Consider the following 25230-nt stretch of genomic DNA (forward strand, 5'->3'; position numbering starts at 1 on the left):
ACCTGGCAATTCATCAAAGCATCTGATAGTATGGAAGAGTACTATCAGCTCTAGCAAGATGGAGGGAAACCAATGCCAGCCAGGCGCCAGGTCACAACTATGTGCCCAATGAACTGTCTACCTACGCAGTGCGGTATGACCGTCGAGGTTGAAGAGAATAAGCTCGTGTCGCTCAAGGGCGATGTCCATAACCCGGATAGCCGGGGCTTCCTCTGCATTCGTGGCAGAGCGGCGGGCGAGATTTTTGACAATCCCAAACGCTTGCTACACCCTCTGCGGCGCGTTGGAGCACGAGGCGAGAACAGGTGGGAAGAGTGCTCGTGGGACGAGGCATACAACCTGATCGTTGAGAACATACAACAGACGCAGCCTGAGCGCGTTGGCCTCTGGCGCGGACATGGCGTGGGCACAACCGGGATAGCCTCATCGCTGATCAGCCGCCTGGGAATCCTTGCTGGTTACCAGAACTGGAACACGGGAATCGTCTGCTGGAACATGGGCGGCTATGGCCTGGGCCTAACCGGCACACTGGAGACCCATACCAAAGAGGATATGGCGGCGAACTCGCGCACCATCCTCTTCTGGGGTTCGACCCTCTCCAGCCAGCCAGGCACGGCGCCGCACCTGATCGAGGCACGCAAGCGCGGCGCATATGTCGTCCATATCGATACACGACGCACAGAGATCTCGCGCCACGCCGACGAAGTAATTCTGCTACAACCGGGCAGTGATGCCGCGCTGGCACTCGCCATGGCCCATGTTATCCTACAAGAGGGCCTGAGCGACCAGGCCTTTATCGATCAGCATACCCTAGGCTTCGCGGAATTCGCCGCGCACGTCCAGCAATACACACCAGAATGGGCGGCGGAGATGACCGGAATTGAGCCAGAGCGCATTCGCCAGTTAGCCCGGCGCTATGCCACGGCGACGCCAGCGATGATCGTGCTGGGTGGCAGTTCCATGTACAAGCATCAGCATGGCTGGGAGGCCAGCCGGGCCATTGCCTGTCTCCCCGCCCTCACGGGTCAACTGGGTCACGCGGGCGGCGGTCTGGGACCTCGCCACGGCGCCTCTCCTCGTAGCGATGGCAATGCGAATGTCATGCAAGATATCGTTGCCAGACCAAACCCCGCACCCATTCCCAGTCATATGCCAACGATTAGCGCGGCGTTCCAGGATGGCAAGATCGACGTTCTGCTCGTACTTGGCAGCAATATGCTCTCCACCTTCGCAGACAATAATGCGTTAGCACGTGGGTTAGAACAGATCAAGTGTATCGTTTCGTTTGACCTCTTTATGAACGAGACGGCCCGGCGCTATGCCGACTTGATTCTTCCCGGCACGGCCTGGCTGGAGGATATAGGCCTCAAGCAGACGGCGACACATATGTACCTGATGGAACGCGCCCTGGAGCCAGAGGGCGAGTGCCGCTCCCTGATCACCGTCTTGCGCCAGCTCGCAGACAGGCTAGAGCTAGAAAACTTCTTTCCCTGGGCCAACGAAGAGGTGTATATCAATGCCCTCCTGGCGAAGCAGCAAACACCATCTGGCAATAAGCTCACAGTAGACGATCTACGAGCGAGCGGCGGCTACTGGCAGAAAAGTGGGCTTGAGCATATCGCCTACCTGGATCACCAGTACCATACGCCATCGAAGAAAGTCGAGTTCTGGAGCGAGCGCGCACAGGAAGCGGGCCTTCCGCCACTGCCAACTTATACAATGCCCCAGAGAGAGGCCTATCCCCTGCGCTTCTGCCAGGGCCGCACGCTGACCGCCTTCCACGCCTTCTTCGATGAGGGACAGGCCTTGCCAACCCTGGCCAGGGTCAATCCAGGACCAGAGCTATGGATCCACCCCCAGGATGCGCAGGCGCGCGAGATCGAGACTGGTAGCCTGATTGTTATGAACAATGAGCGTGGCAGCTTCGAGGCTAGGGCGCACATAACCGAGGATGTCCTGCCGGGCGTAGTCTGGATGCGAGATGGCTGGGCGGGCGTGAACCGGCTTACCAGCGGCGCGCCAGTCGTTCCCCTGGCAGCCAACGACGCGGTTGCGGGCATTCCTGGCGGCCAGGCCACCTACGACGCCTGGATTGAGGTACACAAAGTGGTCGGGATCAAGGCATGAAGCTAAAATTGGGTTTTCTCGCATCTCATGGCGGAAGTAGCTTTCAAACCATTTACCGGGCCATACGGGCTGGCCACTTGGACGCCGAGGCTTGCGTTGTTATAAGCAATAATAGCAAGTCTGCGGCACTGACCTTTGCCAGGACGGCTGGCGTGCCAGCTTATCACCTCAGCCTCCAGACGGAATCTACTTCCGAACTGTTGGATGAGGAGATCAAGCGCACCCTCCAGGCGCACGGGGTCCAGTTTGTGGTCCTCAGCGGATATATGAAAAAGCTGGGGCCACAGACGCTCGCGACTTACCACCAGCAGATCTTCAATATTCATCCCGCCCTCCTGCCCAACTATGGAGGTCAGGGCATGTATGGAGATCATGTTCATCAAGCCGTGCTGGCGGCAGGCGAGCACGAGACTGGTATTACGGTCCACCTTATAGACGAGCACTATGACCACGGCGAGATCCTTGCTCAATGCAGAGTGCCCGTCCTGTCAGGAGACACCGTGGAGAGCCTGAGTCAACGCGTCAAAGAGCGGGAGCCAGGCTTCTTTCTCGAAGTATTGCAACATCTGGCGGCACAAGACACATTTATAGAGTGGTAGATTGTTTTCAAGCTCAGGCCCAGATCTTTTGCTCTTTGAGAGAAGAGCGCATATCGCCAAGAGTATATAAAAGCCTTGTAGGCATCCTGTGTCGATCAATCGGATGCCTACAAAGAATTCATCGAACTATCTGAAACGATACCATCGGTTCCTACAAACGCTTGCGTACTTCAAAGCGAAGCGTTGCCAGCCCATGACGCTCCCAAAGCCGTTGGTAGCGTGAAAGGACCGGGGCATCGAAACCAGACAGGTAGCGCTCGGCGTGTGTTTTCTCTTAGAGGGTGTGCTTCTTCACCTTGTTGACGTTGTTGTGCTGCGGGTTAAGGGATGACATGTGTTTCTACTCTCTCTTTTAGAAATATCAGAAGCAAATACACCATATTGAGGCAGTTCCATCAACTATTGGGGGTCAGTGGGGTGCGATTCATTTTTTTGCACGCGAACCCATAGGCCCCACGTTGACGATTCCGCTGGGAAATTTTGTCAAGTTGTCCGAACAGGCTTGTGAGAAACGCCCGAATTGTTGGTAGGGACCCGATTTATCGCGTCCAAGCGCCATGTATGGCCTGTCGGCGCAGCCGTGTTTTTGCGATGTGGCAAGCGCATGGTGACATGAAAGGTCTTTTTCAGCATCTTTCGGGCTGCGCCCACAGGCGATGAATCGCCTTCGGACGCGCTAAAGCTGGTCCCTACCGGCCTGGGAAGCCGCCTCACGCAATGGAGGGCTTTCCAAGCTCAAAACTTGTCCGGACAAAATTTGTCAGTGGAATCGTTGACGTCGGGCAGATTCATCATCTGGAGTCGAGGCGCTTCTTTCGTGCGTCAATGTTCCCTTCTCATCACGTAAAAAAGGCAAAAAGAGCGTGTTGCTTGGGGGCATTGATGCGTCATCGTCTGCTTGGTTGCCCCAGGATGATGAATCGCCGCGACGTCAACGTGGCGTCTATGAGATAGAAGCGCAAAAATGTGAATCACACCCGGATCAGTGTGTCGGCATCAGCCACTCGGCGATGTCGGCAACGACGGCTGGATCGATGTGTTGCGCCGGCTCGTATTCCGCAGGCGTGGATGGACCTGTGCCGGAGAAGAAGAGATGGTTATCAGCGTCGTAGACTCGGATGGTGACATCAGGCCGATGACCGAGGCCTGCCTTCCACCGTGAGAGATCATCCTCGACAGTCACTTGATAGTCACGACCACCCTGGAGAATGAGCATTGGTTTGTCCAGCGTTGCCGCAGTCATGACCGGATCGTAGCCGCGCAGGTCTAACCAGTACGATGCCGACAGATCGAAGGGTAATTCCCTGGTCGGCGTCGACGGGGACAGGTGAGGGCTGTCAACCATCGCGGCCTGTCGCGTAATCGTCTCGATCATAGCTTCCATATCTGGGCCGGGATAAAGTTGGGCGAGATAGCGAGTTACGCGGATGGCTGCATGTTGCATTGGTTGCGCGTCACCAGCCAGGATGACCAAACCGGCAACGGACACCTCAGTGGTGGCAACGCGCGGGGCAACCTTACCGCCCATGCTGTAACCAAGGATGAAGACCCGTGCGGGGTCCACGGTCGGCTGTTGCTGAAGCAAGTGGACGGCGGCAACAGCATGCGGCACATACTCGTCAGTCATAGTGAAATCGCGCGTGTTCGCCACTTGGCGGCTATGGGTGTAGGTCACCTTGTCGAAGCGTAATACCGCCACGCCACGACTGGCCAGCCCCCACGCGAGGTCTTTGAGAGGCTTGTTCGACCCGCTGGTTTCGTCGCGGTCGAATGGCCCTCCTCCGCTGAGCAGCACAACGCCTGGTCGTGGGCCGCGTCCATGGGGCAGGCTCAGCGTGCCTGATACAGCAAGCGGGTCGTCGCCGACCGTGACATCACGCTCGTCGAAGCTATCCGGGTCCGCGTAGGTTGGCTGGGTCCACGACGTGGCTGGGGGCGCAAGTCGAAAACCGTTCAGGAGACCCTTGCTGTCGACCGACATAACCATTGTGAGCGCACCATGCTCACACGTGACTGGGACACTCACGCGGACCAGCCCTTCTCCCATTTGATCGAGTAGGGGCTCCCCGATGGTGGAAACTGGGCCACTTTTGCCTATCTCGGCTAACCAGGCAACACGCACCGTCTCTGCAGATACTGCCGCCCGCAGCGGCGGCGCGAACAACTCCTCAATATCTACGAAGCGCCCGTCCCGAGCCATCTCGACGACTGTAATGGCGATCACTGCTGCATCGATTGTAGTCAACTTAGTAATCTCCTCTCTCATTTTTGCGAACGTTAGCTCATAATTAGGTATTTCTTCAATATTGGCTTCATATCGTAGTCTCAATATTGAGAATGATATCACATATTCTCAAAATTGAGAATAGTCTCACAAGTGAGACAATAGGATCATGGATACAATCGAACTACTCTTACATCCAGTGAGGCTTCGCATCGTGCACGCCATGTCTGGTGGGCGAGCTCTCACGACTTTCCAACTGCGCGCTCGGATGCCCGATGTCTCGAAGGCCACCATGTACCGGCAGGTCGGCCTACTTGTCGATGGAGGCATCCTCGAGGTGGAAGGTGAACAGAAGGTGGGTGGCACCGTCGAACGGCGGTACCGGCTACGAGGACCGAGTGCGGTGATCAGTGCCGACGCGGCCGCGTCGGTATCACTGGAAGACTATCGCCGCGCATTCGCCACGGCGATGACCGCCTTGCTTGGCGAGTTCAACGCCTACCTCGACCGGGGCCACGCTGACCCGACAGCCGACTCTGTAGGATTCCGGCAACATTCGCTTTGGCTCAGCCCAAACGAGCGTGACGAACTGATCAGTGAGATGCGCAAGGCAATCGTACCACAATTGAAAAACGAACCCGCGCCGGGCCGCAGGCAGCACCTTCTCAGCCCGATCCTGTTCCCAATCGAGGACTCGCCACTACAGACACCTGAGAAGTAAGTCCATAGGTCGGTATTTGTTTGATGGGTGAGTAAGATTCCCCTATGCTGGGGAATCTTACTCAGCTCTCGGCTCAAGCCAGTTCAATGGCGAGCACTTCGCAAATGCGGCGCCAGGCATCACCTGCCGCACCCTGGCGATAGCTCTCTCCGTCTTCATAAAAGAAGCGGTGTGGTGTATCGGGGTAGGTTACTAGCTCATGCCTGACATTGGCTGCCCGCAATTCTCTGGCAATGGCTTCACGTTGCGAAGCCGGGATGAGGCTATCTTGTTCACCAACAAGCAATAACAGGTATCCATCATGTTCAGCTATTCCAGGTGTTAGAGACAGCGTGGAGGTCGGTCTGCTTAGTGGAATATCCTGAGCGGTGAGCCAGCTTGGATAAAAGGCCACCGTTGCCTTGAGATCGAATTGGGTGGCAACAAGGTAGGCAATATGCCCGCCAACGCTTAAACCCACCATGCCGATCTTCGAGCTTTTCCCCTCATTGCGCAGGTAGATCATTGAGGCGCGCACATCATTGATCGCTTGCTGGCGGGTGAACTGATGCAACAATTCAAAACCGCGAGTGCGGCCCTCGACAGTCGCTTCCAGCTCTATGCCAGGTAAAGAACGGTGATAAAAATCAGGTGCCAGCACTACATAACCAAGTTGGGCAATCCGATCTACAACATTTCGGATATAACTGGTCACTCCAAAAAGTTCAAAGCCAACGATCACCCCAGAATAGCTGCCCGGAGCTTGGGGACGTGCCATATAGGCTCCCATCATGGATGAGCCAGATTCCTCATTTACCATGATGTCAACATATCCCGTCGTGATCACATGCGTCTTGGTAGCTTGAAACATGAAAATCCCTCTTTCCTCGTTTCTGCTGTTTGTTCTCTTATCCCTGAAGGGATGTCGTTATTTCCTATTCACTCAGCTCAGAAGCAGAAGCGGAATGAGGTAGAGCGTCACGTTGAGCCAGGAACGCTTTTTTATGAGCGATCTTGTGTTGCAATGCTGTCATGTGCTGCTCCAGCCTCTGCATTTGCTGCGAGAGAGCGTACTGGTGTTGTTCAAGGATACGCAGGCGCTCAGTTGCCGTGGTTTCTCCCTGGCGGCGAAGCTCGGCAAAGTGGTGAATCTGCGCGAGAGGCATCCCTGTTTCGCGTAAATTGATGACCAGGCCAATCCAGTCGATGTCCTTTTGCATGTAGCGACGATGGCCGCTTGATGCACGTCTCACCGGCTCAAGCAGTCCAATACGCTCATAATAGCGCAGGGTATCGATGGAGAGTCCTGTTCTTTCCGCAACCTGTTGGATCGAGAATTCTGTTTCCATGCAAGAACTATACAACCTGAAGTGAACTCCAGGTCAAGGGGTATCAGGGAATTTTTTCTCAATTTCTCAAGCAGGGCAAAATTCAAGGAGGTTATTTGCACCATTTCATACCAATACCCCCCTCGTTGTGCTCCTTTACCACGCAGCGCGCTGACCTCCCGACCGTCCTCTCCCCATTGCCGCACGAAGGCTGGTCACGCTCGGCAACGGTGACGGGGGCGGGCAAGGTCCTGGAACGGACTGTGCAGTTCTATGCGCAGTGGCTGGTGAGCCACGAACGGCCGCACGTCAAGCAGATCAAATGCATCGTCAACACGATGCACATGTAGGGTTATCTACAACGCTCATTAGCCTACAATTAGCCCCCTAAAAGCCCTTTCGTCTTGTCTGACAATATTCCATACTTTTTTTATCTCATGAAGATGCGCTGCGAAGTTGCAGCGTCATTGCCATCATGGCTGTGCATACGAGGGCCATTGCATAGAGGGGATGTGGGTTATATGACACAACCAGACCACCGGTATCACCCGATCAATTCCTATGGCGTCATCGGCGACTGCCACTCAGCGGCATTGGTCGCCCCCGATGGCTCAATTGATTGGGGCTGCTTCCCAGATTTTGATAGTCCCGCTGTCTTCTGCCGCCTGCTCGATGCCGAGCAGGGAGGGTACTTCCAGATTGCGCCTACGGACAGGAAGCGAGAAGGAAAACAGCGTTACCTGCCTAACAGTAATGTCTTGCAAACAACCTTTACTGGCAAGCAGGGACGCGTCATGCTTACGGATTTTATGCCTGTTGAGGACCTGAGCGCCTGGTCATATCGGACCCTCAATAACAATACCTGGTTGCACGAAAACGGCTCCTGTCACTCCCTGGTACGCATTATTAGCTGCCAGGATGGGCATATGGAGCTCACAATGCGCTTCAAAGCGACGCCTAACTATGCTATATCGCCAGCGACCGTCCAGCTCATTGAGGAGAAAAGCGGTGTCATCTGCACCAGCCACGAGCAACATGTCGGCCTGGCCATCCTTGGGATACATGACATTCATGCGTTTAGTATGCATATGGAGCATGGACCACAAGCACGGCATGCGACCATTATCGCGCACTTCACACTCTATGAAGGCGAGCGCCTGACCTTCGCGCTTGGTGTAGGGCGTAGCCAGCGCGCGGTACACCGTCTCGTGTCCTGGGACCTTCTCCAGCGCAATTTCGATTGGGAGCTATCACACACCCTCTCGTGCTGGCGCAAATGGATCGCGGCGTGCGAGTATGGCGGCCCCTATGCCGAATGGGTGAAGCGCAGCGCCCTCACGCTAAAGATGCTCTGCTATGCACCTACAGGCGCGCTTGTAGCCTCGCCCACGACCTCCCTGCCAGAAGAGATAGGCGGTGTACGCAACTGGGATTACCGCTACACCTGGCTACGCGACTCCTCTTTCACTCTCTATGCCCTCAACATGCTTGGCTTTACCGAAGAGACACGCGCCTTCACACGCTGGCTGCTCCATCTCTCCTATACAGACGGTGAGGACCTCCAGATCATGTACGGCATTCGTGGCGAGCGCGAACTACCAGAAAAGCTCCTCACGCACCTCAGTGGTTATCGCGGCTCACAACCGGTACGTGTTGGGAATGCGGCGGTCAAGCAAAAACAGCTTGATGTCTTTGGCGAGGTTCTGGATTGCATCTGCCTCTACTGGAGCACGGGCAACTATGAGCGTTATGGCGAGCAGCCCAATGGTTCTCTCTGGCAGCTCTTGAGCATCCTGGTCGAGTATGTCTGCCAGCACTGGCAAGACACAGATAATGGCATCTGGGAGGTACGCGGCGATCCCACGCACTTCGTTCACTCCAAGGTAATGTGCTGGGTCGCGCTCGACCGGGGCATACGCATGGCCCAGCGATACCACCTGGCGGCCGACCTGGAACGCTGGAAGAAGGTACGCCAGAACATCCATGAAGATATCATGGTGCATGGCTATAACCCGGTCCTCCAGAGCTTCACCCAGCGCTACAGCGATACCGCCCTCGATGCCTCAAACCTAATCATGCCCCTGGTAGGCTTTATCGCCCCCGATGATCCACGCATGGTCAGCACTGTCCAGCGTACACTTGAACGCCTTACTGACCAGCAGGGCTTTGCCTATCGCTATCGCAACGAAGACGGTCTGAACGGAGACGAGGGAACCTTCACCATGTGTACCTTCTGGTTGATTGAGAATCTCGCGCTCCAGGGGCGTGTCGAAGAAGCCCGCCAACTCTTCGAACGCGTCCTGGCATGCGCGGGTCCCCTGGGGCTCTTCTCCGAAGAGGTATCCCCTGTGAATAAACTCTCACTCGGGAACTACCCCCAGGCCCTTACGCATATCGCACTCATCAATAGCGCCACCACCCTGCACCGGGCAGAGCAACGCAGGAAGGACGACAAATCTGCTTGATGTTTTTTGGGTGGGTGATGTGGTGTGCTGTGGCAGCCGCAGGCTGCCACAGCACACCACATCACCCACCGTAAGATTTGTGATAGGTTCTGGCGTAATCCGCGATCACCGGATGGAGCAGGTAGCGCCCCTGGTCATTTACCTCAAGCAGGCCAGCATCTACCAGTAGATCGAGCGTCGCCCCATCGCCGACGCCAGCACAGGCTGCCAGGGCCGCCCCCTCAGAGAAGCTCAATGGCTTCGTGGGTAGGATGGCAAGCATAGCCAGGGTGCGCAATGCACAAACATCCAGGCGCGACGTCGTCCGCTCAATACACTCGTGCAAAGACCAGGTCGCGCCTGGTTCATCAAAGGCCGAAGGCATACGCAATTGCAGGCGCGCAGAGGCATGACTCAGGTATTCCAGAGCATGCTGGAGACGGCGAGGCTGGCGGCCATTAGCCTGGGCTTGCAGGTATTTACCAAGCAGGCACAGCGCTAAGGGTAAACCACCTGTCGCAGAGACAAGCGAGCGCAACGGTTGATAGCGCTCCTCGCGGATATCGGGAATAAAGCTTGCCAACAGGTCCAGGCTCTCCTCCAGGGATAGCTCTGGTATCTGGAGGGAAGCAGTATTGGCGAAGTGATAAGCCAGTGCGGGTATACGCGTCGTGAGCAGGTAGGCGCAATGGGGGCCACCAACCTGTAACGTTTGTGCATTTTCTAACGTCCAGGCATCATCAAGGAGAAGGAGAAGGCGTCGCGGGCCAATAGTGGCGCGTAGCAGCATGGCCAGGGTCTCCGAGCTTTCCGCGCGCTCTAGAAAAATCTCATTGATCCCCAGGACACGCCCCCAATGGCGTAGCAAGGCCACGAGATCGGGTGAAGGTCCTAAAGATGCCCACAGCGTTCCATCACAGAAGTGGGCCGTTATCTCCTGGTCGCGAGCCAGGGTTACCGCCAGCGAGGTCTTGCCTATGCCTGGAAGGCCATACAGTGCCGCGCAGACGGGCAACTCCTGGTCACAGAGACAGGTTTTTAGAGAGCGTAATAGGGCCTGGCGCTCAAGCACATTCTTCTGCGGTAGAGGGAGCGCCGGATCATAGATTATCTGTGGGAACGCATGCATGCAGCTATGCGTACAAGCGGGATACGGATATAAAGGCGGGTCGTCACGAAAAAGTCCTAGCTCCTGGGGGAGCCTGGCATATAGCTCGCATAACTTTTGTAAGAAAAAGGCGCTGGGGAAGGCGACTCCGCGCTCCCAGCGCCCAATTGTCTTGGCGTCAGCGATGCCGATCTGGCCCGCCACATATTCACGCGTCCATCCTCTGCGCTGACGCTCACGCAGCAGTAGCTCATTTGGCTGCATCCTGGTGTGTCTTCCCATATTCCGATCCCTTCCACCATACACAATTTCCACTTCACCTTAATGCTTGTATAATACAACTCAGCTCTCCTCTCTTTCAAAGAGATGCGCATCAATTTCGAAGGGAAGTACACAATGGACCATCAGATTAAGGTCTTGTCTGAGCCAAATCCAGCATTTGCAGCCTACCTACATGAACAGATCAGAGAATTTAATAACCAGCAATCGCCGGCGCATAAACAGGCCAGGGCTGAAGGAGCAGTAAAACCAGTGCACATCATGGTTGTAGATAAAGATGGTCAATGGCAAGGCGGCATTACAGCCGAAATCTACTGGAACTGGCTGGAGCTTAGTGATTTCTGGCTGCCGGATACGCTTCGCGGCCAGGGCCTCGGCAGTTCAATCCTGGCGCAGGTTGAAAACTTAGGCAGGGAACATGGGGCGAGCAAAGTCTTATTAACTACCTTCGAGTTCCAGGGCCGCACCTTCTATGAGCGTCATGGCTACAAAGTCGTCGGCGTGGTAGAGGATTATCCTCCGGGCACAAATTACTATACGATGGTAAAGGTGCTTTAGAGAAAGTGCTACTCTACGTACGCATATACTCTATTTATGCAATTATTATTTGAATCGGATATTTGCTGAACGTACTTTATGGTGTTGGCCCGCTGTGGGCCCGGCCTGCCACTGGATCTCGAAGAGGCGCCATGAGCTTTTGCCAGTCAAGATAGCTGGCTGATCGTTGACCATGACCACAGCGCCCACACCGGCGCGAATGAGCGCGAGATGCTGAGAAAAGCCAGGATTCTTCTCTATTTGCTCGCTCTCCAGAGGAAGCCAGCTCTCTCCTTCGCGGTTGAATAGTTCGCGGCCATGCGCCAATAGCTCCAGGCCCCAGGCTAGCCGCTCGTCTTCATCTGCGACCTGTGTACAGAGCTGAGCATAGGTAAAGGGCTGGCCCTGAGCACGCTCCCAGCAGGTGAACAAATCGACCCAGCAGGTTTCGAGCTGCTTACGCCAGGCCTGAAGCTGCTGCTTTATCTCGCCTGGCGCCAGGGTGAGCCATTCTGGGCGGCTTACGCCTGGTAACAGTTGGATGACGTTGAGGGGTCTCTGGGCCTGCTTCCACTGGTCCGCAACGAGCGAAAGCGTGCCGTCCTGGGGCGCGCTCAACACAAGCGCGATTTGTGGGCTGGCGTTCTGTCCCTGGACAAGTACAACTTCACCTGGAACAAGATCGACAAGAGGCGTGAGGCGCTGTATGGCTTCAGAGGCGCGGGGCTGATAGGTTGTCTGCGCGCCCAGGCGACCCAGTTTGAAATGTGTGGTGGCATCACGTAACACCTGCTCAATGAGAGGGCGAAGCGCTGGGCGATAGTCTGGGCCATAATAGTGCTGGCCTAGCTCCACGGAGGTCCAGGGGCGGAGCGGTCCATGAGTATGAGCCTTCTCCCATAGCGCCTGTAGCGTTGGGGAAGGTATGTCCTGGACAGGATCACCTTCCGCGAGAAGAGGTGTGGCATCTGGCAACAAGGCGTCTGCATACATGGCTCTTTGCGAGGTGTCAGAAGATGCCAGCACCTTCGCAGTGGGTGCAATAGAAAGGGTAGTGCCAACATGAGGAATAGCGACGGAGAGATGCTTGAAACGCTGTGAAAGTGCCTCTAGCGCCTCGCTGTCGCCGTGGACTAATATGAGACGCGCAGGCTGTATTTTACTGACGACAACCTGAATCTGGTTGGCGTCCGCGTGACCAGAGAGATTGTAGCGCGCGACCTGGCAATTAAGCGTCACAAACTGCTCACCAATACGAATACGGTCGCCCTGCTTCGCGTTGAGTAGCGCGTAGCCAGGACTCTCCTCATCCTGGTAACCGGTAAAGAGCAAGCAATCTTGCTCGCGCGCGGCAATGTCCAGCGCATATAACGGGGAGGCACCGCCAGAAAGCATACCCGAACTACTGATAACCATCTTGGGTTTAGTATGCTGTACGAGGTCCTGGCGCTCAAATGAACGCACGGAAAAGACATGCAATTGAGGATCCGCGAAGAGCGGGCGCCGCCCATTGATCAGGTGGCGCTGGAGGGTTGGTTGCAGGTCATGAGACTGCTGCTGGTACACGTCACAGACCGAGCGCACCATGCCATCCAGATAAATGGGAACAGGCGATATCTTGCCACTGGCACGATAGGCCTTCAGAATCAAAATGATCTCTTGCGCGCGCCCCACGGCGAAGGCGGGACAGAGAATGCGGCCTCCTCGCGCCAGCACAGCCTGCACAGTTGCCGCCAACTTCTGCTCCTCCTCCTTGCGACTGGAGTGAGAACGATTGCCATAGGTCCCCTCGGTAATCATCACATCGGCCCTGGGCAGCGCATTGATATCCAGACCCTTGATGGTACGCTGATCGGTCAACGAGATATCACCGGTATGAAAGAGGGTGCCCTCAGGGGTCTCAAAGAAAAGCATGGCTGCGCCCAGAATATGGCCAGCTGGAATAAACTGTACTGTGATGCCAGGAGAATCTGCAAGAGGCGCGAAAGGTTGGCGAAAACCCATTACCTGAATACGCCCCAGAAAGGCATCAACCTGCTCGGCATTGTAGAGTGGAGTTTCACCATCTGGGCGTAGGTGCTCCTGCTCCATAATACGCACAGAGTCGCGAAGCAGCACCTCGGTCAGGACACGTGTACTTTCAGTGGCATAAATGGGGATATGCGGCAAGAGCGAGGCAATAAGGGGCAGAGCACCAGTGTGATCGATGTGGGCGTGTGTGATAATAAGCGCTTCAGGCGACTGCTTATCTAACAAGGAGAGATCAGGAAGGCGAGATTGTCCTTCGCGAGCCGCGGGGCGCATCCCTCCATCAATCAACAGCGTACGGCCCGCTACCTGAAGAAGCGTGCAGGACGCGCCAACCTCCGAGGCACCACCTAAAAATGTAAGCTCCACAAACGATCTCCACTTCTATACAACTGGCATAATTCCCCACAGGTAACCCATATACGATCAGGCAACCTGGATACGCATATACTTGCTATCCACACTTCTATCCCGCTAGAGCAGTATAACGCTTCTCATCCCATTGGGCAAATAGATATCGTGCTAGAAGTAGCGTATCATACCTGGTCCATAGCCCTTTGTAGGCCGCTTCATAAAGCTGTAAGGTAAATAGAAGTTCTCCGCGCCGTCTGCGACATTCTCTTTATCCATCCTTTCAGCCATAATATTACACGCCTGTAGGCAAAAATCCACTTACCAGTACTATAAGAAACCTAGCAACATCATAAAAGGGACCTTGATACTTTTTATTCTTTAGTCTTGTACTTGATCTGTTCCCCTCAGGTTCAGTGCTCTTATATTTGCGCCTGTTTGCTTATATGTGCTACTAATATAGTGTTCCGCCTCTATTTAATCACCTCTACATACAGTTATGAAAGTGAGGTCTTTAGGAACAATAGCATGGAAAATACGAAAGAATACCAGACTCACATGCAGGAGAAGCCAATTTTCAGCATTGTCGGAGAAAAAGTTGCGCTCGGACCCATCCGTCGTGAGCTCATCCCACTTTACCAGCGCTGGATCAACGATTTCGAGGTGTTGCGCACGCTGCACATTCCTCGTCCCTCCACATTTGAAGAAATTCAGGCCACCTATGAGGCTGACGTCGCGGCAGAACGCCAGCGTAAAGTCGCCTACTTCACCATTTATGACCGTGACACATTGCAACCTATCGGTAGAACAGACTTATGTAACATCAATTATCGCGACCGCACTGCCGATTTCGGCGTCGAGATTGGTGAGACCGCGTATCGCGGGCGTGGCTATGGTACTGAGACCGTTCGCTTGATGCTTGATTACGCTTTCACTGGCCTGGGTCTACACAATATTATGCTTGAAACCTGGGAATATAATCGCGCCGGGCAGGGAGCTTATAAAAAGGCTGGCTTCCAAGAAATCGGCCGTCGCCATCAAGCCAAGTTCATGAACGGCAAGTTCTGGGACATAGTTTATATGGAATGCCTGTCCACAGAGTTTGTCAGTCCTGTTCTCGGCCAGATACTAGTACCTGATGAACTGCGCTGACAAGCAGATTCAGAGCAAAGATGAAAGTTCCTTCTCATCTTCTCAATTTGTCACTTCTAACAACAGGAAAAATTACGGCATTTTCCTCTGAGCACTGGAAAATGTCGTAACTACAGATTGATTTAGCCTTATAGCCCATCTTATTTTACAATCTGTATCTGCTGCCATTCATCTTCCAGAATCGAGAAGAGAAGTCGGTCATGCCATTTCCCTCAAGAGTGCTTAACATGACTATTATCTCGGCAGTTATATCCATTTTTAGGAGCTTTATGCAACTAGCGTCTTTTTAGTAGAGAGCAAAGATAAGAATTGCAAAATAACAAATACGGGGGCTTACTCCAATAATGCGTTTATGGGTTGAAGAACTTAGTAACCGGATAAAAGCAATGTTTAGTCACCAGAGCACGTGGTATGGAGCTGTGTTTATTCTGGTATTGCTAGCAACCACCCTCTGCATAATCATGGGATACATCTATCGCTGGGATTGGATTGGCGTAGCGGATAAGAAGCTCTGGGACTGGCTTAGTATCTTAATTGTTCCTTTCGTGGTCGCGCTGGCCGGGACAATATACACTCACGTACACAATCAGAGTGAGCGTGAGGAGGCGCGCCAGAAAGAGGCTCAGGAACACGAACTCGCATTGGACAATCAGCGTGAAGCGGCGCTACAGACCTATTTTGATCGCATGTCAGAGCTATTGCTAGATAAACAATTAAAAACGAATTCCCAGGCCATGGCCATTGCTCATGCACGTACAGTCACAGTGTTACGCATGCTTGATCCAGCCCGGAGAGCGAGCGTCTTGCGTTTTCTGGGAGATGTAAATCTCGCAAGCCGAATTTTGAATCGCGATATGCGTGGTCTTGACCTCAGTGGTACTGATCTCTCTTCGGCACATTTAAAGCAGGTCATGCTGATCCTGGTAAACCTCATCGAGGCCAACCTTAAGCGTGCCGATTTGTCTGAAGCCAATCTGGAGAAAGCCTGGATGAGGTCGGCAAACCTGGGCAAGGCTAATCTGGAAGATACTAACCTATGGCGTGCAGACTTGAGCCGGGCCCGCCTGGACGAAGCCAACCTCCACTGGGTCAATCTCGTCGAGGCCAACCTCTACCGCGCAAGCCTCCTTGAAGCCGATTTAACGGGAGCGAACCTATGGCGCACACAGCTCAACAAGGCGCGCCTTGACTATGCAAGATTACGCTGGGGCAACCTGATAGAGGCCAATCTGTCAGGGGCCACCCTTCTAGGCGCAGATCTCACAGGCGCCAATCTTAAAGGTGCTAATCTCGAGAATGCAAACCTCAGCGAAGCAATCCTTGTGAAAACGCAGCTCATCGACGTGCGAGGCATCACCAGTGAACAAATGGAAGACTTCCGTAAGCGAGGCGCATACACACAAATACAGCCAGGGAGTTCACAGGTATTGGACATTATCCAGATAGAAGCCTCTTCACAGACAGAGATAGAAGGGCCACAAATCATATCAACTGAAGAGCATATAGATGAGGTAGGTTCAATGCAACAAGAAATAAAGTAAAATCGATCCGTGTACAATAAAAAAAAGAGAGTGACTATCTGTACAGCAACTAATAGAGTGAATGGGAAGGAATAGCGCATGGCAAGCCAGAAGACAATGAAGGCGGCATATATTGACCGACCTGGAGGTGCTGATAAGATCATTTATGGTGATCTCCCTATCCCTACACCAGGGCCGCGCGACATTCTTGTCAAAGTCGCCGCCGTAACGGTCAACACAGTCGATATTTATATTCGAGGAGGAGTTTTTCAGACACCACTCCCACAGCCCTTTATTATCGGGCGTGACGTGACAGGTATAGTTGTGGAAGTGGGAGAAGAGGTCTCGCTCTTTCATCCCGGCGAGCGCGTCTGGGCCAATAACCAGGGCTATGATGGTCGCCAGGGAACCTTTGCCGAGTACGTCAGTATCCATGAATGCCTGCTCTATCACCTACCACCTAATGTTGACCTCCATGAATCCGTTACAGTGCTACACTCAGGACTTACCGCCATCATTGGCCTCTTTAACAAAGCCCAGATACGTGATAAAGAGTGCATCTTCGTCAATGGCGGAGATGGCTCGGTAGGAACCGCGATTATTCAACTGGCCCGTGCCATGGGGGCGCAAATAATTGTCACATCAGGTAATGAACAGAAGGCACGCTGGTGCGAAGAGTTGGGAGCTGACCTGGTTATCAACTACAAGACGCAAAATGTGAACCTGGCGCTCAAACGTTTCGCGCCTCAAGGCGTCAATGTATACTGGGATGCTACGCCCCAGCCGGATATAGAATGCGCGCTCAACGCTATTGCACAGCGTGGACGCATCATCTTTATGTCTGGCCCCCTGCACCAGACCACCCTCATGGTGGGTCCGTTCTATATGAAAAACTGTACGCTCTATGGTTTTACCGTGACAGACGCCACAATTGATGAGTTGCACACCTGTGCCTCACAGATTGACTATTGGCTAGGTAGGGGCGTACTCAAGGGCAGAACCGCGCTCAAACTCCCGCTCTCACAGGCAGCCGCCGCACACAGGATATATGAAACACAATCGCTCTCCGGCAAGATTGTTCTCTCGCCTGACTGGGATTAACTTCTCCCTCAATCAATAGTACTTTGACTTCGAGCCAGGCGGAAGTTGGGGCCGATCAAATAGAAACTCCTTGCTTTTTAAGTTGCCAAATGCGTCTAGGGCATATTTCCCGGACTCAAGATGGTCAACAAAAGCGGATAACAAGGCTTGAAAACTAGGAGCAACCCAGTGGCTTCCTGTTTCATGGTCGAATTGAATAATCTGCCCTACTCGTTCTTTTAGCTCTGGAGCGACATCGACGCATAAAAGATCCCCTGCACCATCAGAAGCCAGGGGAAGCAAATGTGGATACCACCACCAGACCACGCCTTCCTGCAGCGAGCGCAACACTTTAAGCTGCACCTGTTGTTGCCTTAAGATGTCATCAACGTTGAGAAGTCCCCAGATATCAGCGAAACGGTCAATAGTGCCATTGTGAATACGCAGAGAGGCCCGGACGTCTTCAGGAAACTGGTATCCTAGTTCCACTTCAATTTCTTGGATATCATCGTCATCAACTCCCGGAAGTAAATTGTCTAGAGCTTCCGGAGCATAGATTTTAAGCCACCCTTCGATACGATTCCAGATTGTTTGCATAGTGTACATGTCGTCCTCCGTAATGATAGCCTCGCTCTCGTTTGAAATCGCCTCCTTGTTTCTCCACTTTGGTTTGCCATAACTATAAGCCTACCACACACTACGAATCTCAAAAGGCTTCTTTACAGGCCCTAAGCTACTGCCCTTAGAGAACCATATCCCCAGACATATAGGGCAAAGTACGTCTATAGGAAATACAGAGACAGTGAAGCTGAAGGACAGTATCTCTCGGGAATATGACAGGAGATGACATCAATGGCCCGGTATACTCTTCGAAGAATCAGAAAGATATCAGTAAAGGAGTATACCCTATGCATTACGGCTTCGTCATTCCCATTGGAGATGTACAGACCATCGCGGAACTGGCTCAATTAGGAGAAGAGGCTGGTTGGGACGGCATGTTTTACTGGGACGGTATCTGTATCGAGTCAATGGCAGAGATGTATGATCCCTGGATTGTGATGGCAGCAATGGCCATGCGTACAAAGAGTGTGCGCCTGGGAGCCATTATTACTCCCCTCTCGCGTCGTCGTCCCTGGAAAGTCGCACGCGAAACGGTTACCCTTGATCACCTCTCACAGGGACGTCTTGTTTTACCAATCGGCTTGGGAGCAATCGACGACAAAGGATTCGGCAAGGTTGGGGAAGTAACAGATCGCAAGGGGCGCGCAGAACTGCTTGACGAAAGCCTGGATATTATCACTGGCCTATGGAGTGCTCAGCCTTTCAGCTACCAAGGTAAACATTATCACCTCGAAGAGATGACTTTCCGTCCAGGGCCAGTTCAGCAGCCACGCATTCCCATCTGGGTTGTCGGGGCATGGCCGCGCGCAAAATCAATAAATCGCGCCATGCGTTATGATGGCCTGCTCCCAACGAAAATGGAGCAAGATGGTCCAGTAACACCAGAAGATATACGCGCTATGTGTGAGCATATCATCAGTCAGCGAAAGCAGACAACCCCTTTTGATATTATCTGGGAAGGAGAGACACCTGGAGATGACACAGAGCAGGCGGCAACTATTGTGCGTCCCTGGGCCGAGGCTGGCGCGACCTGGTGGCTAGAATCACGCTGGTCCGCATCAAACATTGAAGAGATACGCACGCGCATCCAACAGGGCCCGCCACACCTCGCCTAGATTATCATCCTTTCGCCCATTTGACGCGCATCGCAACTCCTGCCTATTTTCCATCTCATTGGAAAGACATCCTATTCCAAGATATACTTAAGAGCCATTGATAATTTCATGTATCTATCGAGAAACGGAGAAACAAAGAAAGTATGTCGCAAAGGCTGAAACGTTGGATGATGCGCCTGGCACTCACAGAGCAACAAGAGGCTTCAACCTTGAGTGCTCGTCCTATTTCACAGCACGATGCTCAACTTCTTGGGAAGTTATTGTATGAAGCCTATCGCAACACCATCGATGATGAAGGCGAGACATCGAACGAAGCCCAGAAAGAAATAGAGGGGACATTTGCAGGGAAATATGGCCCTGTACTGACAACATGCTCTTTTCTCATTGAGGAGCAGGAACGTATACTGGCTGCGTCAGTGCTGACAGATTGGACAAATGACCGGACAGGAAAGAAACAGCCACTGCTATCTTTTCTCATGACTCAACCCGATGCCAAAGGGAAAGGGATAGCAACCTTTCTGCTCAAAAAGAGTATCAACGCGTTATTAGCTCAAGGTGAGAAAGAGCTCGTGCTCTTTGTAACCGTTGGCAATGATGCAGCCCAGCATATCTACCAGAAACTCGGATTTCAAATTGAAGAGGAATTTGAGACTGATCGCATCAAACCTGTTTGAACCATCGATCTCCTAATGTAATACGTTTTGCCAAAGGACCTTTTCGAGTTGATAACGTGAGTATTTGAACACTCACGTTATTTTGTTATGTAATTGAGAAAACGCACTAGTAAAATCGCATGCGACCCACTGATGTTTCTCTGCTGCTTAAAAAATTATTTTCAGCAGAGAAGTAAATACCCCCTTGACATGTTCATAAAACCATGTTATATATCCATTACAGATACATCAAAGAATGATATAGTAAAAGTAGGCATATTAGTAGTGGGTTTATAAGCGGTCAGATAGAAGCGGATGGATGGTTTCATGAAACACTCGCAAAAAAGTCCAGAGGAAATGTTACCTCTCACGCCAGCCGTCTTTCACATTCTGCTGGCGCTGGCGGACAAAGAACGCCACGGCTATAGTATCATGCAAGAGGTCGCGACACGAACCGATGGGCAAATGCGTATGGGTCCTGGTACCCTTTATGGCTCGATCAAGCGCATGCTCGCAGACGGGTTGATTGTAGAGTCGGGAGAGCGGCCCGATCCAGATATGGATGATGAGCGTCGACGTTATTATCGGCTAACGGATATGGGGCGTCGTGCTGCCCAGGCTGAGGCATATCGACTTGAGCAGCTTGTTCGTGTAGCACACATCAAACAGCTACTTCCAAATCCAGGTATAGCAGGAGGAATCTTATGAACATAACGCCAGCCAGACCTCCTTCTCGCATCGGAGAGAGCCTCTACAGTGCGCTCCTCTACCTCTACCCACGCCAGTTCAGACAAGAGTATGGTCGGCATATGTGCCAGGTCTTTCTCGACTGTTATAGGGATGAGCTACGCTACAAGGGTAGTCTAGCGCGCTTCTGGAGTTCCATTTTTTACGACACTATAGCGAGTGCTGGATCAGAACATATGCATTCTCTGATAGTGCGTTGCAAACGCCTGCTTGGTCTGGAACAACGCCACGCGCTAGCGTCCGCATCCATCAGCCTCAATGTTGGCTCACTTACCGATATTGGACGCAAACGTGCAGTAAATGAAGATACGATGATCTCTATTGTGCCAGAAGATCCGAATATTATGGCTCATAAAGGAGCACTTTTCGTTGTCGCCGATGGTATGGGTGGACATATGAAGGGAGAGGTTGCCAGCAACCTCGCAGTGAAGTATATACATGAGATATATTATCAGGATACCAGTGAGGATCCACAGGTAGCGTTGTGTCATGCAATTGAAGTCGCCAATCATGAGATATGTCGTCACAACGATGAGCAGTTGGGTAATGAAGAGCAAGAAGCTCGGAAGAACGGAATGGGAACGACCTGTGTGGCGGCGGTCCTCAAAGACAACTTCATCTACATTGCCAACGTTGGCGACAGCCTGGCTTACATTGTCCGTGGTAATAGCTTGCTCCAACTTGCGCAAGATCATTCCTGGGTCGCGGAACAGGTACTCCTGGGAAAATTAACGCCCGAAGAGGCAAAAAATCATGATAAGCGCAATGTCATCACGCGCTGCCTGGGTACTCAAGCCGATGTAGAGGTTTACACAACATCCGAGCCCGCCCAGGATGGTGATATCCTGATTCTCTGTACCGACGGGCTACACGCTCTTATCGGCGAAGATGACCTGCGCAGTATTGTGCAACAGTATAGCCCCGAGGAGAGCACACAACGTCTGATCGCGCGAGCAAATGAGCAAGGCGGACCTGATAATATCACCGCAGTTGTGGTGCACATCTCACTTGCAGCCTAATTATTCGTAACGCTAAAGCAAAAGGAGCGTCTAACTCAAATAAGATGAGTTAGACGCTCCTTTTGCTTTGTAGGTTAGCTATAACGCAATTTAGCTATAGCTGGCGATAAAGTTTAACATCTGTCTCCAGGCATCTGATGAAGCCTCGGCGTAATCGCTGGCACGGCGATCAAAGAAGCTATGGGGAGCGCCCTCGTACACCAGAATCTTTTCCTCGATGCCCTTCTGCTGTAGCTTCGCCTCCAGCTCGCGCACATCGCTAACGGGAATCCCCTGATCAGCCCCACCAAAGAGACCTAGCACTGGATACACAATTTTATCGGCCTGCTCCAGGGCGGTAGCGCCGCCACCAAAGGCCCTCTTAAGGCCTGCGTAAAAGGCGATAACGCCCTTAAAACCGAATTCGGAACGAGTGGCAGACTGCAGCGAGAGCGCTCCACCCATGCAAAAGCCAACTGGGAAGGTTGCGCCCTGCGCATCAGCATTCTCGCGCAGATAGTTTAATCCAGCCTGCACATCCTGGAAAAAGGTATCCAATTTTACCTGCTGCACATGAGGCATAAACTCGAACGACTCGTCGCGTGAAGATATGCCAGCAGTACGACCGAAATAGTCGATAACGATGGCCGAAATGCCAACCTCCGCGAAACGTAGCGCCAGCTCTTTGTAAAACTGATGTAGGCCTCGCACGTCAGGATAGATGATAACCTGGCCCTTGCCTGGCTTCTCGGGACGCGCAAAGTAGGCCATAAAACGGGTGCCATCCGCAGAGTTTAAAACTACATCATCACCATGAGCAGCCCCACGTTCGCCATCAGGAATAGGTGGACGCGCATTATCGTCATAACACATTTATAGATTCTCCTTCTTAACTAAGACACAATCAAGAGATGTTTTTCTGCTAGAAAAACAGCATCTCGACTTTTTCCTCACGTATAAGTAAATGGAAAAAGTAACGTCTCTTGTGTTGCACCGACTGTATAGGCCAGTCTGATAACCGGGAGATGATATTTATATTATCTCCCATAGGTTACTTCAAATACAACTACATTATGAAGCGCCAGGCAAGATAAACACGCTTTAAACATACATTTTCGCCGGAGATAAGCCAGCCGGGTTGTCAATTTTGCCCGCAATGGTTTCGTGAAACCATTGCGGGCAAAATTGACAACCCGGCTGTAATCTTTATTACTTGGCGGTAAACACCAATCCTCGAACAACTTGACACGAATCGTCGAACAGACTGGCTCTGCGCTTTTGCTTGCATTGCTGTGTCTCTTCTGAATATACTTGGGACAGAAATGGATTGGCCTTGAGTACTAAGGAGAAGAAATGAGATGCAATCCCGTATCCCGGAAATCGCGTCGGGTATCATGAACCAACGCGAACAGCAGACGAAGGACCAGTTAGCGCGATTGTTTGAGCAGTATGCTCTGGATAAATGTTTGTATACCGAGCACATACAGATTGATGAAAGGGCTATCCCGCACAGCCATCCCGTGCTCACACTCAATACACCCTATCCTCCTGACGATCCTCAGGCATTGCTTGCGAAGTATATTCATGAGCAGATCCACTGGTTTGTCCTGCTTGTTGAAAAAGCGGAAGACGCATATAAAGCAATGGGGATATTTCGTCAGATGCATCCTGATTTGCCGGTCGGTTTTCCAGATGGGTGCAGGGATGGGCAGTCGAATTATCTGCATATTGAGGTGAACTATCTGGAATATATGGGCCTGATCGAACTCTTTGGAAGCGAGGCCGCGAGCCAGGTAATCGAGCGCAAAGACTACTACAAAAAGATCTACGAAACTATCCTTCACGATACAGAAAAGGTTGCGCAGGTGATGACGCATCATGAGCTCATTCTGCCAGAGCATCCACCAGAGCAACGTGATTTTCTTCATCTGGGAGCATAATCGGCGAAAACACGATGCATTTTGACCGCAACGTCCATGGATCCTGTGGTTCGTGATGATGATAAAGGATGCGGTTCATTGTTTGGCACATCTGCACATTCCCCTTTGGTTATGAGTTTGCAAACACGCTCTAGTACTAGTATCCGGTGCGAAACGCACAAGTTGGCTTGAAAAGCAGCTTAGTAGCAACCTATCGGTTTTTGAAGTGATAGGTTGCTTTTCTGTCTCATGGATGGATCATGCTCTCCTTAGGGCTGCCTGCTTCTTCGCGGCTTTGGTGACTTGCGCTTGGGCAATATGGCGCAGATTACTGGCAATGATTGCGAAGCCAATCCACCGTTGCATCCCTTCCTGCCCGTGATAGGCACATGTACACAATCCATAATCGCGTCGCAAGCTGGCAATTCTGCCCTCGATGCCCGCACGCCATCGATAGGCTCGCTTCCAGCGCCGCGTCCGTTCTACCGCTTGCCGCAGAGGTGAAACCTTCCCTACTGCTGGGATGGCCACCACCTCGACTCCTGCCGTGAGAGCTTGTATCTCGGTGTTCGCGGAATGAACCCCACGATCTCCAGTGAGCATCCTTGGGGGATGATCAAAGAGACGATGATGGTGATCCAACGCCTGGAGCCCTTGTCCATGCTCATGCGGTGACTCCAGGATCTGGAACCGGGTCACGATTCCTCCCTCCACCTCGTCGAGCACGACCTGTCGGCCAAACTCTACAGGTGCAGCACCTTTGTGGCGCGGAATGAGACGCGTGTGAGGTTCGAACAGGCTGAGCACTTTGTCGTGAGAGGCCGCCTGCTTGCCTTCCAAGACCCTGGTGCGTGCCTGGATGATGACACGTTCGACCAGAGGGAGAAGGGGCTGAACCTCAGCCAGCAGGCGCTCTGCCTGCTTCTCAGCCTGGTGGATCAAGTGCGTTCTCACCTGCTTGGCTTGCCGCACCATCTGCTCCGTTGTGGTGATCAACTGCTGATAGAGGGTTCTCAGTTGGTCAGCTTGCCGTTCCTGCTGCTGTTTCCCCGCCTCTGCTCTTCGCACGAGTCGATGGAGCTTTTGGGCTACCTGACGCGCACTTCGTACTCGCGAGCGGCAGACCTCTGCCGTTTTAGCGAGTGTGCCTTCCACCAGGGGTTTAGCTCGCGCGACGAAGCGGGAAAGCACCCGGACGCTATCGACCAGGAGGCCGCTATCAGTTGGATGATGGATGTTGGTCTGCACACAGGTGCCATCCAGACGCAGTTTCCTCCCTTTGATCACCTTTGCTTGAGCGGCAAGCTCAACCACTCGATCGTTGAGCGCATGCATGGTGTCAGGACGGATGAAGTGTGCCCAACGAATCAAGGTGGTATCATCGGGAACATGCTCAAAGTAGACGCGAGAGAACCAGCATAGCACCAAGCTATCATTGACCCGGTCCTCGGTTTCCTGGAAGCTCCATTGATAGAGGTGTTTGACGATGAGCAGGCGCACGATGACTTCCACCGGCGTCGAGTGACGACCACACCCGAGCGTTCGGGGATGCCGCCGCGCCAGATCCGCTTTTACTTGGCTGAAGAGCCTATCGTCGTCGAGGAGTCTATCCAGCTGTCTGAGCACGGGATCGGTCTGAGCTGCCACCTGAGGAACCCGAGCAAACACATCTTCTTCGGCATACCTCTCAATCAGCATCG

At 52.8% G+C, this 25230-nt stretch carries 22 protein-coding genes; 14 read left to right on the plus strand and 8 right to left on the minus strand.

All coding sequences use genetic code 11. The features are described from left to right. Positions 1-72 precede the first annotated feature (72 nt). Positions 73-2127, plus strand: coding sequence for a molybdopterin-dependent oxidoreductase (locus tag KTE_RS31750; protein ID WP_201388656.1), 2055 nt, complete (start codon positions 73-75; stop codon positions 2125-2127). Next, complete coding sequence (gene purN / locus KTE_RS31755; protein ID WP_201388658.1) at positions 2124-2726, plus strand: phosphoribosylglycinamide formyltransferase; 603 nt, start codon at positions 2124-2126, stop codon at positions 2724-2726. The genes KTE_RS31750 and purN overlap by 4 nt, the downstream gene beginning before the upstream one ends. Before the next feature lie 982 nt (positions 2727-3708). Here purN and KTE_RS31760 read toward each other — a convergent pair. Then, a complete protein-coding gene (locus KTE_RS31760; RefSeq protein ID WP_374226851.1) occupies positions 3709-4992 on the minus strand; it encodes an alpha/beta fold hydrolase in 1284 nt (427 codons plus the stop codon). Positions 4993-5119: 127 nt separating this feature from the next. Here KTE_RS31760 and KTE_RS31765 point away from each other — a divergent pair, with 127 nt between their 5' ends. Then, on the plus strand, positions 5120-5671 hold the full coding sequence (locus KTE_RS31765; RefSeq protein WP_201388660.1) for a helix-turn-helix domain-containing protein: 552 nt from the start codon (positions 5120-5122) through the stop codon (positions 5669-5671). 73 nt (positions 5672-5744) lie between these two features. Here the strand turns inward: KTE_RS31765 and KTE_RS31770 are convergent, their stop codons facing one another. Together KTE_RS31770 and KTE_RS31775 are read right to left on the minus strand one after the other, a co-directional pair. Beyond that, positions 5745-6521, minus strand: a complete 777-nt coding sequence (locus tag KTE_RS31770) for a dienelactone hydrolase family protein (protein ID WP_201388662.1) — start codon at positions 6519-6521, stop codon at positions 5745-5747. Positions 6522-6585: 64 nt separating this feature from the next. Continuing rightward, complete coding sequence (locus tag KTE_RS31775) at positions 6586-6999, minus strand: MerR family transcriptional regulator (RefSeq protein WP_201388664.1); 414 nt, start codon at positions 6997-6999, stop codon at positions 6586-6588. 95 nt (positions 7000-7094) lie between these two features. On the opposite strand from KTE_RS31775, the gene KTE_RS31780 reads away from it, so the two are divergent. Together KTE_RS31780 and KTE_RS31785 are read left to right on the plus strand one after the other, a co-directional pair. Continuing rightward, positions 7095-7328, plus strand: a complete 234-nt coding sequence (locus tag KTE_RS31780; protein ID WP_201388666.1) for a hypothetical protein — start codon at positions 7095-7097, stop codon at positions 7326-7328. A gap of 171 nt (positions 7329-7499) precedes the next feature. Further along, the gene (locus KTE_RS31785; protein WP_201388668.1) at positions 7500-9443 is read left to right on the plus strand and encodes a glycoside hydrolase family 15 protein; all 1944 of its coding nucleotides are present in this window, start codon (positions 7500-7502) and stop codon (positions 9441-9443) included. 61 nt (positions 9444-9504) lie between these two features. On the opposite strand, the gene KTE_RS31790 is transcribed toward KTE_RS31785, so the two are convergent. Further along, the gene (locus tag KTE_RS31790) at positions 9505-10812 is read right to left on the minus strand and encodes a helix-turn-helix transcriptional regulator (RefSeq protein ID WP_201388670.1); all 1308 of its coding nucleotides are present in this window, start codon (positions 10810-10812) and stop codon (positions 9505-9507) included. A gap of 114 nt (positions 10813-10926) precedes the next feature. On the opposite strand from KTE_RS31790, the gene KTE_RS31795 reads away from it, so the two are divergent. Next, positions 10927-11367 (plus strand): N-acetyltransferase, encoded by a 441-nt coding sequence (locus KTE_RS31795; RefSeq protein ID WP_201388672.1) that lies wholly within the window; start codon positions 10927-10929, stop codon positions 11365-11367. Between the two features lie 45 nt (positions 11368-11412). On the opposite strand, the gene KTE_RS31800 is transcribed toward KTE_RS31795, so the two are convergent. After that, positions 11413-13743, minus strand: coding sequence for an MBL fold metallo-hydrolase (locus KTE_RS31800; RefSeq protein ID WP_201388674.1), 2331 nt, complete (start codon positions 13741-13743; stop codon positions 11413-11415). 510 nt (positions 13744-14253) lie between these two features. Between KTE_RS31800 and KTE_RS31805 the strand changes: the two genes are divergently transcribed. The 3 genes from KTE_RS31805 to KTE_RS31815 all read left to right on the plus strand — a co-directional run bounded on the left by KTE_RS31805 (position 14254) and on the right by KTE_RS31815 (position 17498). Continuing rightward, the gene (locus tag KTE_RS31805) at positions 14254-14877 is read left to right on the plus strand and encodes a GNAT family N-acetyltransferase (protein WP_201388676.1); all 624 of its coding nucleotides are present in this window, start codon (positions 14254-14256) and stop codon (positions 14875-14877) included. A gap of 419 nt (positions 14878-15296) precedes the next feature. Continuing rightward, a complete protein-coding gene (locus KTE_RS31810) occupies positions 15297-16418 on the plus strand; it encodes a pentapeptide repeat-containing protein (protein WP_201388678.1) in 1122 nt (373 codons plus the stop codon). 78 nt (positions 16419-16496) lie between these two features. After that, complete coding sequence (locus tag KTE_RS31815; protein WP_201373533.1) at positions 16497-17498, plus strand: NADPH:quinone reductase; 1002 nt, start codon at positions 16497-16499, stop codon at positions 17496-17498. Positions 17499-17510: 12 nt separating this feature from the next. Here KTE_RS31815 and KTE_RS31820 read toward each other — a convergent pair whose 3' ends face one another. Beyond that, a complete protein-coding gene (locus tag KTE_RS31820) occupies positions 17511-18074 on the minus strand; it encodes an SMI1/KNR4 family protein (protein ID WP_201388681.1) in 564 nt (187 codons plus the stop codon). 311 nt (positions 18075-18385) lie between these two features. Between KTE_RS31820 and KTE_RS31825 the strand changes: the two genes are divergently transcribed. From KTE_RS31825 to KTE_RS31840, 4 genes are all read left to right on the plus strand, one after another. Then, complete coding sequence (locus KTE_RS31825) at positions 18386-19213, plus strand: LLM class flavin-dependent oxidoreductase (RefSeq protein WP_201388682.1); 828 nt, start codon at positions 18386-18388, stop codon at positions 19211-19213. Between the two features lie 143 nt (positions 19214-19356). Next, complete coding sequence (locus KTE_RS31830) at positions 19357-19887, plus strand: GNAT family N-acetyltransferase (RefSeq protein WP_201388684.1); 531 nt, start codon at positions 19357-19359, stop codon at positions 19885-19887. 306 nt (positions 19888-20193) lie between these two features. Continuing rightward, entirely contained in the window at positions 20194-20574 is a 381-nt protein-coding gene (locus KTE_RS31835; protein ID WP_201388687.1) for a PadR family transcriptional regulator, read from the plus strand. Next, complete coding sequence (locus tag KTE_RS31840; protein WP_201388689.1) at positions 20571-21632, plus strand: Stp1/IreP family PP2C-type Ser/Thr phosphatase; 1062 nt, start codon at positions 20571-20573, stop codon at positions 21630-21632. Before KTE_RS31835 ends, KTE_RS31840 begins: the two co-directional genes overlap by 4 nt. 90 nt (positions 21633-21722) lie before the next feature. Here KTE_RS31840 and KTE_RS31845 read toward each other — a convergent pair whose 3' ends face one another. Next, on the minus strand, positions 21723-22484 hold the full coding sequence (locus KTE_RS31845; RefSeq protein WP_201388692.1) for a dienelactone hydrolase family protein: 762 nt from the start codon (positions 22482-22484) through the stop codon (positions 21723-21725). Between the two features lie 485 nt (positions 22485-22969). Here KTE_RS31845 and KTE_RS31850 point away from each other — a divergent pair, with 485 nt between their 5' ends. After that, complete coding sequence (locus KTE_RS31850; protein WP_201388694.1) at positions 22970-23551, plus strand: hypothetical protein; 582 nt, start codon at positions 22970-22972, stop codon at positions 23549-23551. 237 nt (positions 23552-23788) lie between these two features. Here the strand turns inward: KTE_RS31850 and KTE_RS31855 are convergent, their stop codons facing one another. Next, positions 23789-25228, minus strand: coding sequence for an ISNCY family transposase (locus KTE_RS31855; RefSeq protein ID WP_201388696.1), 1440 nt, complete (start codon positions 25226-25228; stop codon positions 23789-23791). Between the last annotated feature and the right edge of the window lie 2 nt (positions 25229-25230).

The organism is Ktedonobacter sp. SOSP1-85, assembly GCF_016587415.1.
Classification (GTDB): domain Bacteria; phylum Chloroflexota; class Ktedonobacteria; order Ktedonobacterales; family Ktedonobacteraceae; genus Ktedonobacter.

Bases quoted from the DNA above. Each gene is read 5' to 3' on its own strand.
- KTE_RS31750 (WP_201388656.1), top strand. From the start codon at position 73: ATGCCAGCCAGGCGCCAGGTCACAACTATGTGCCCAATGAACTGTCTA.
- purN (WP_201388658.1), top strand. From the start codon at position 2,124: ATGAAGCTAAAATTGGGTTTTCTCGCATCTCATGGCGGAAGTAGCTTT.
- KTE_RS31760 (WP_374226851.1), bottom strand. From the start codon at position 4,992: ATGAGAGAGGAGATTACTAAGTTGACTACAATCGATGCAGCAGTGATC.
- KTE_RS31765 (WP_201388660.1), top strand. From the start codon at position 5,120: ATGGATACAATCGAACTACTCTTACATCCAGTGAGGCTTCGCATCGTG.
- KTE_RS31770 (WP_201388662.1), bottom strand. From the start codon at position 6,521: ATGTTTCAAGCTACCAAGACGCATGTGATCACGACGGGATATGTTGAC.
- KTE_RS31775 (WP_201388664.1), bottom strand. From the start codon at position 6,999: ATGGAAACAGAATTCTCGATCCAACAGGTTGCGGAAAGAACAGGACTC.
- KTE_RS31785 (WP_201388668.1), top strand. From the start codon at position 7,500: ATGACACAACCAGACCACCGGTATCACCCGATCAATTCCTATGGCGTC.
- KTE_RS31790 (WP_201388670.1), bottom strand. From the start codon at position 10,812: ATGGGAAGACACACCAGGATGCAGCCAAATGAGCTACTGCTGCGTGAG.
- KTE_RS31795 (WP_201388672.1), top strand. From the start codon at position 10,927: ATGGACCATCAGATTAAGGTCTTGTCTGAGCCAAATCCAGCATTTGCA.
- KTE_RS31805 (WP_201388676.1), top strand. From the start codon at position 14,254: ATGGAAAATACGAAAGAATACCAGACTCACATGCAGGAGAAGCCAATT.
- KTE_RS31815 (WP_201373533.1), top strand. From the start codon at position 16,497: ATGGCAAGCCAGAAGACAATGAAGGCGGCATATATTGACCGACCTGGA.
- KTE_RS31820 (WP_201388681.1), bottom strand. From the start codon at position 18,074: ATGCAAACAATCTGGAATCGTATCGAAGGGTGGCTTAAAATCTATGCT.
- KTE_RS31825 (WP_201388682.1), top strand. From the start codon at position 18,386: ATGCATTACGGCTTCGTCATTCCCATTGGAGATGTACAGACCATCGCG.
- KTE_RS31830 (WP_201388684.1), top strand. From the start codon at position 19,357: ATGTCGCAAAGGCTGAAACGTTGGATGATGCGCCTGGCACTCACAGAG.
- KTE_RS31835 (WP_201388687.1), top strand. From the start codon at position 20,194: ATGAAACACTCGCAAAAAAGTCCAGAGGAAATGTTACCTCTCACGCCA.
- KTE_RS31840 (WP_201388689.1), top strand. From the start codon at position 20,571: ATGAACATAACGCCAGCCAGACCTCCTTCTCGCATCGGAGAGAGCCTC.
- KTE_RS31845 (WP_201388692.1), bottom strand. From the start codon at position 22,484: ATGTGTTATGACGATAATGCGCGTCCACCTATTCCTGATGGCGAACGT.
- KTE_RS31850 (WP_201388694.1), top strand. From the start codon at position 22,970: ATGCAATCCCGTATCCCGGAAATCGCGTCGGGTATCATGAACCAACGC.
- KTE_RS31855 (WP_201388696.1), bottom strand. From the start codon at position 25,228: ATGCTGATTGAGAGGTATGCCGAAGAAGATGTGTTTGCTCGGGTTCCT.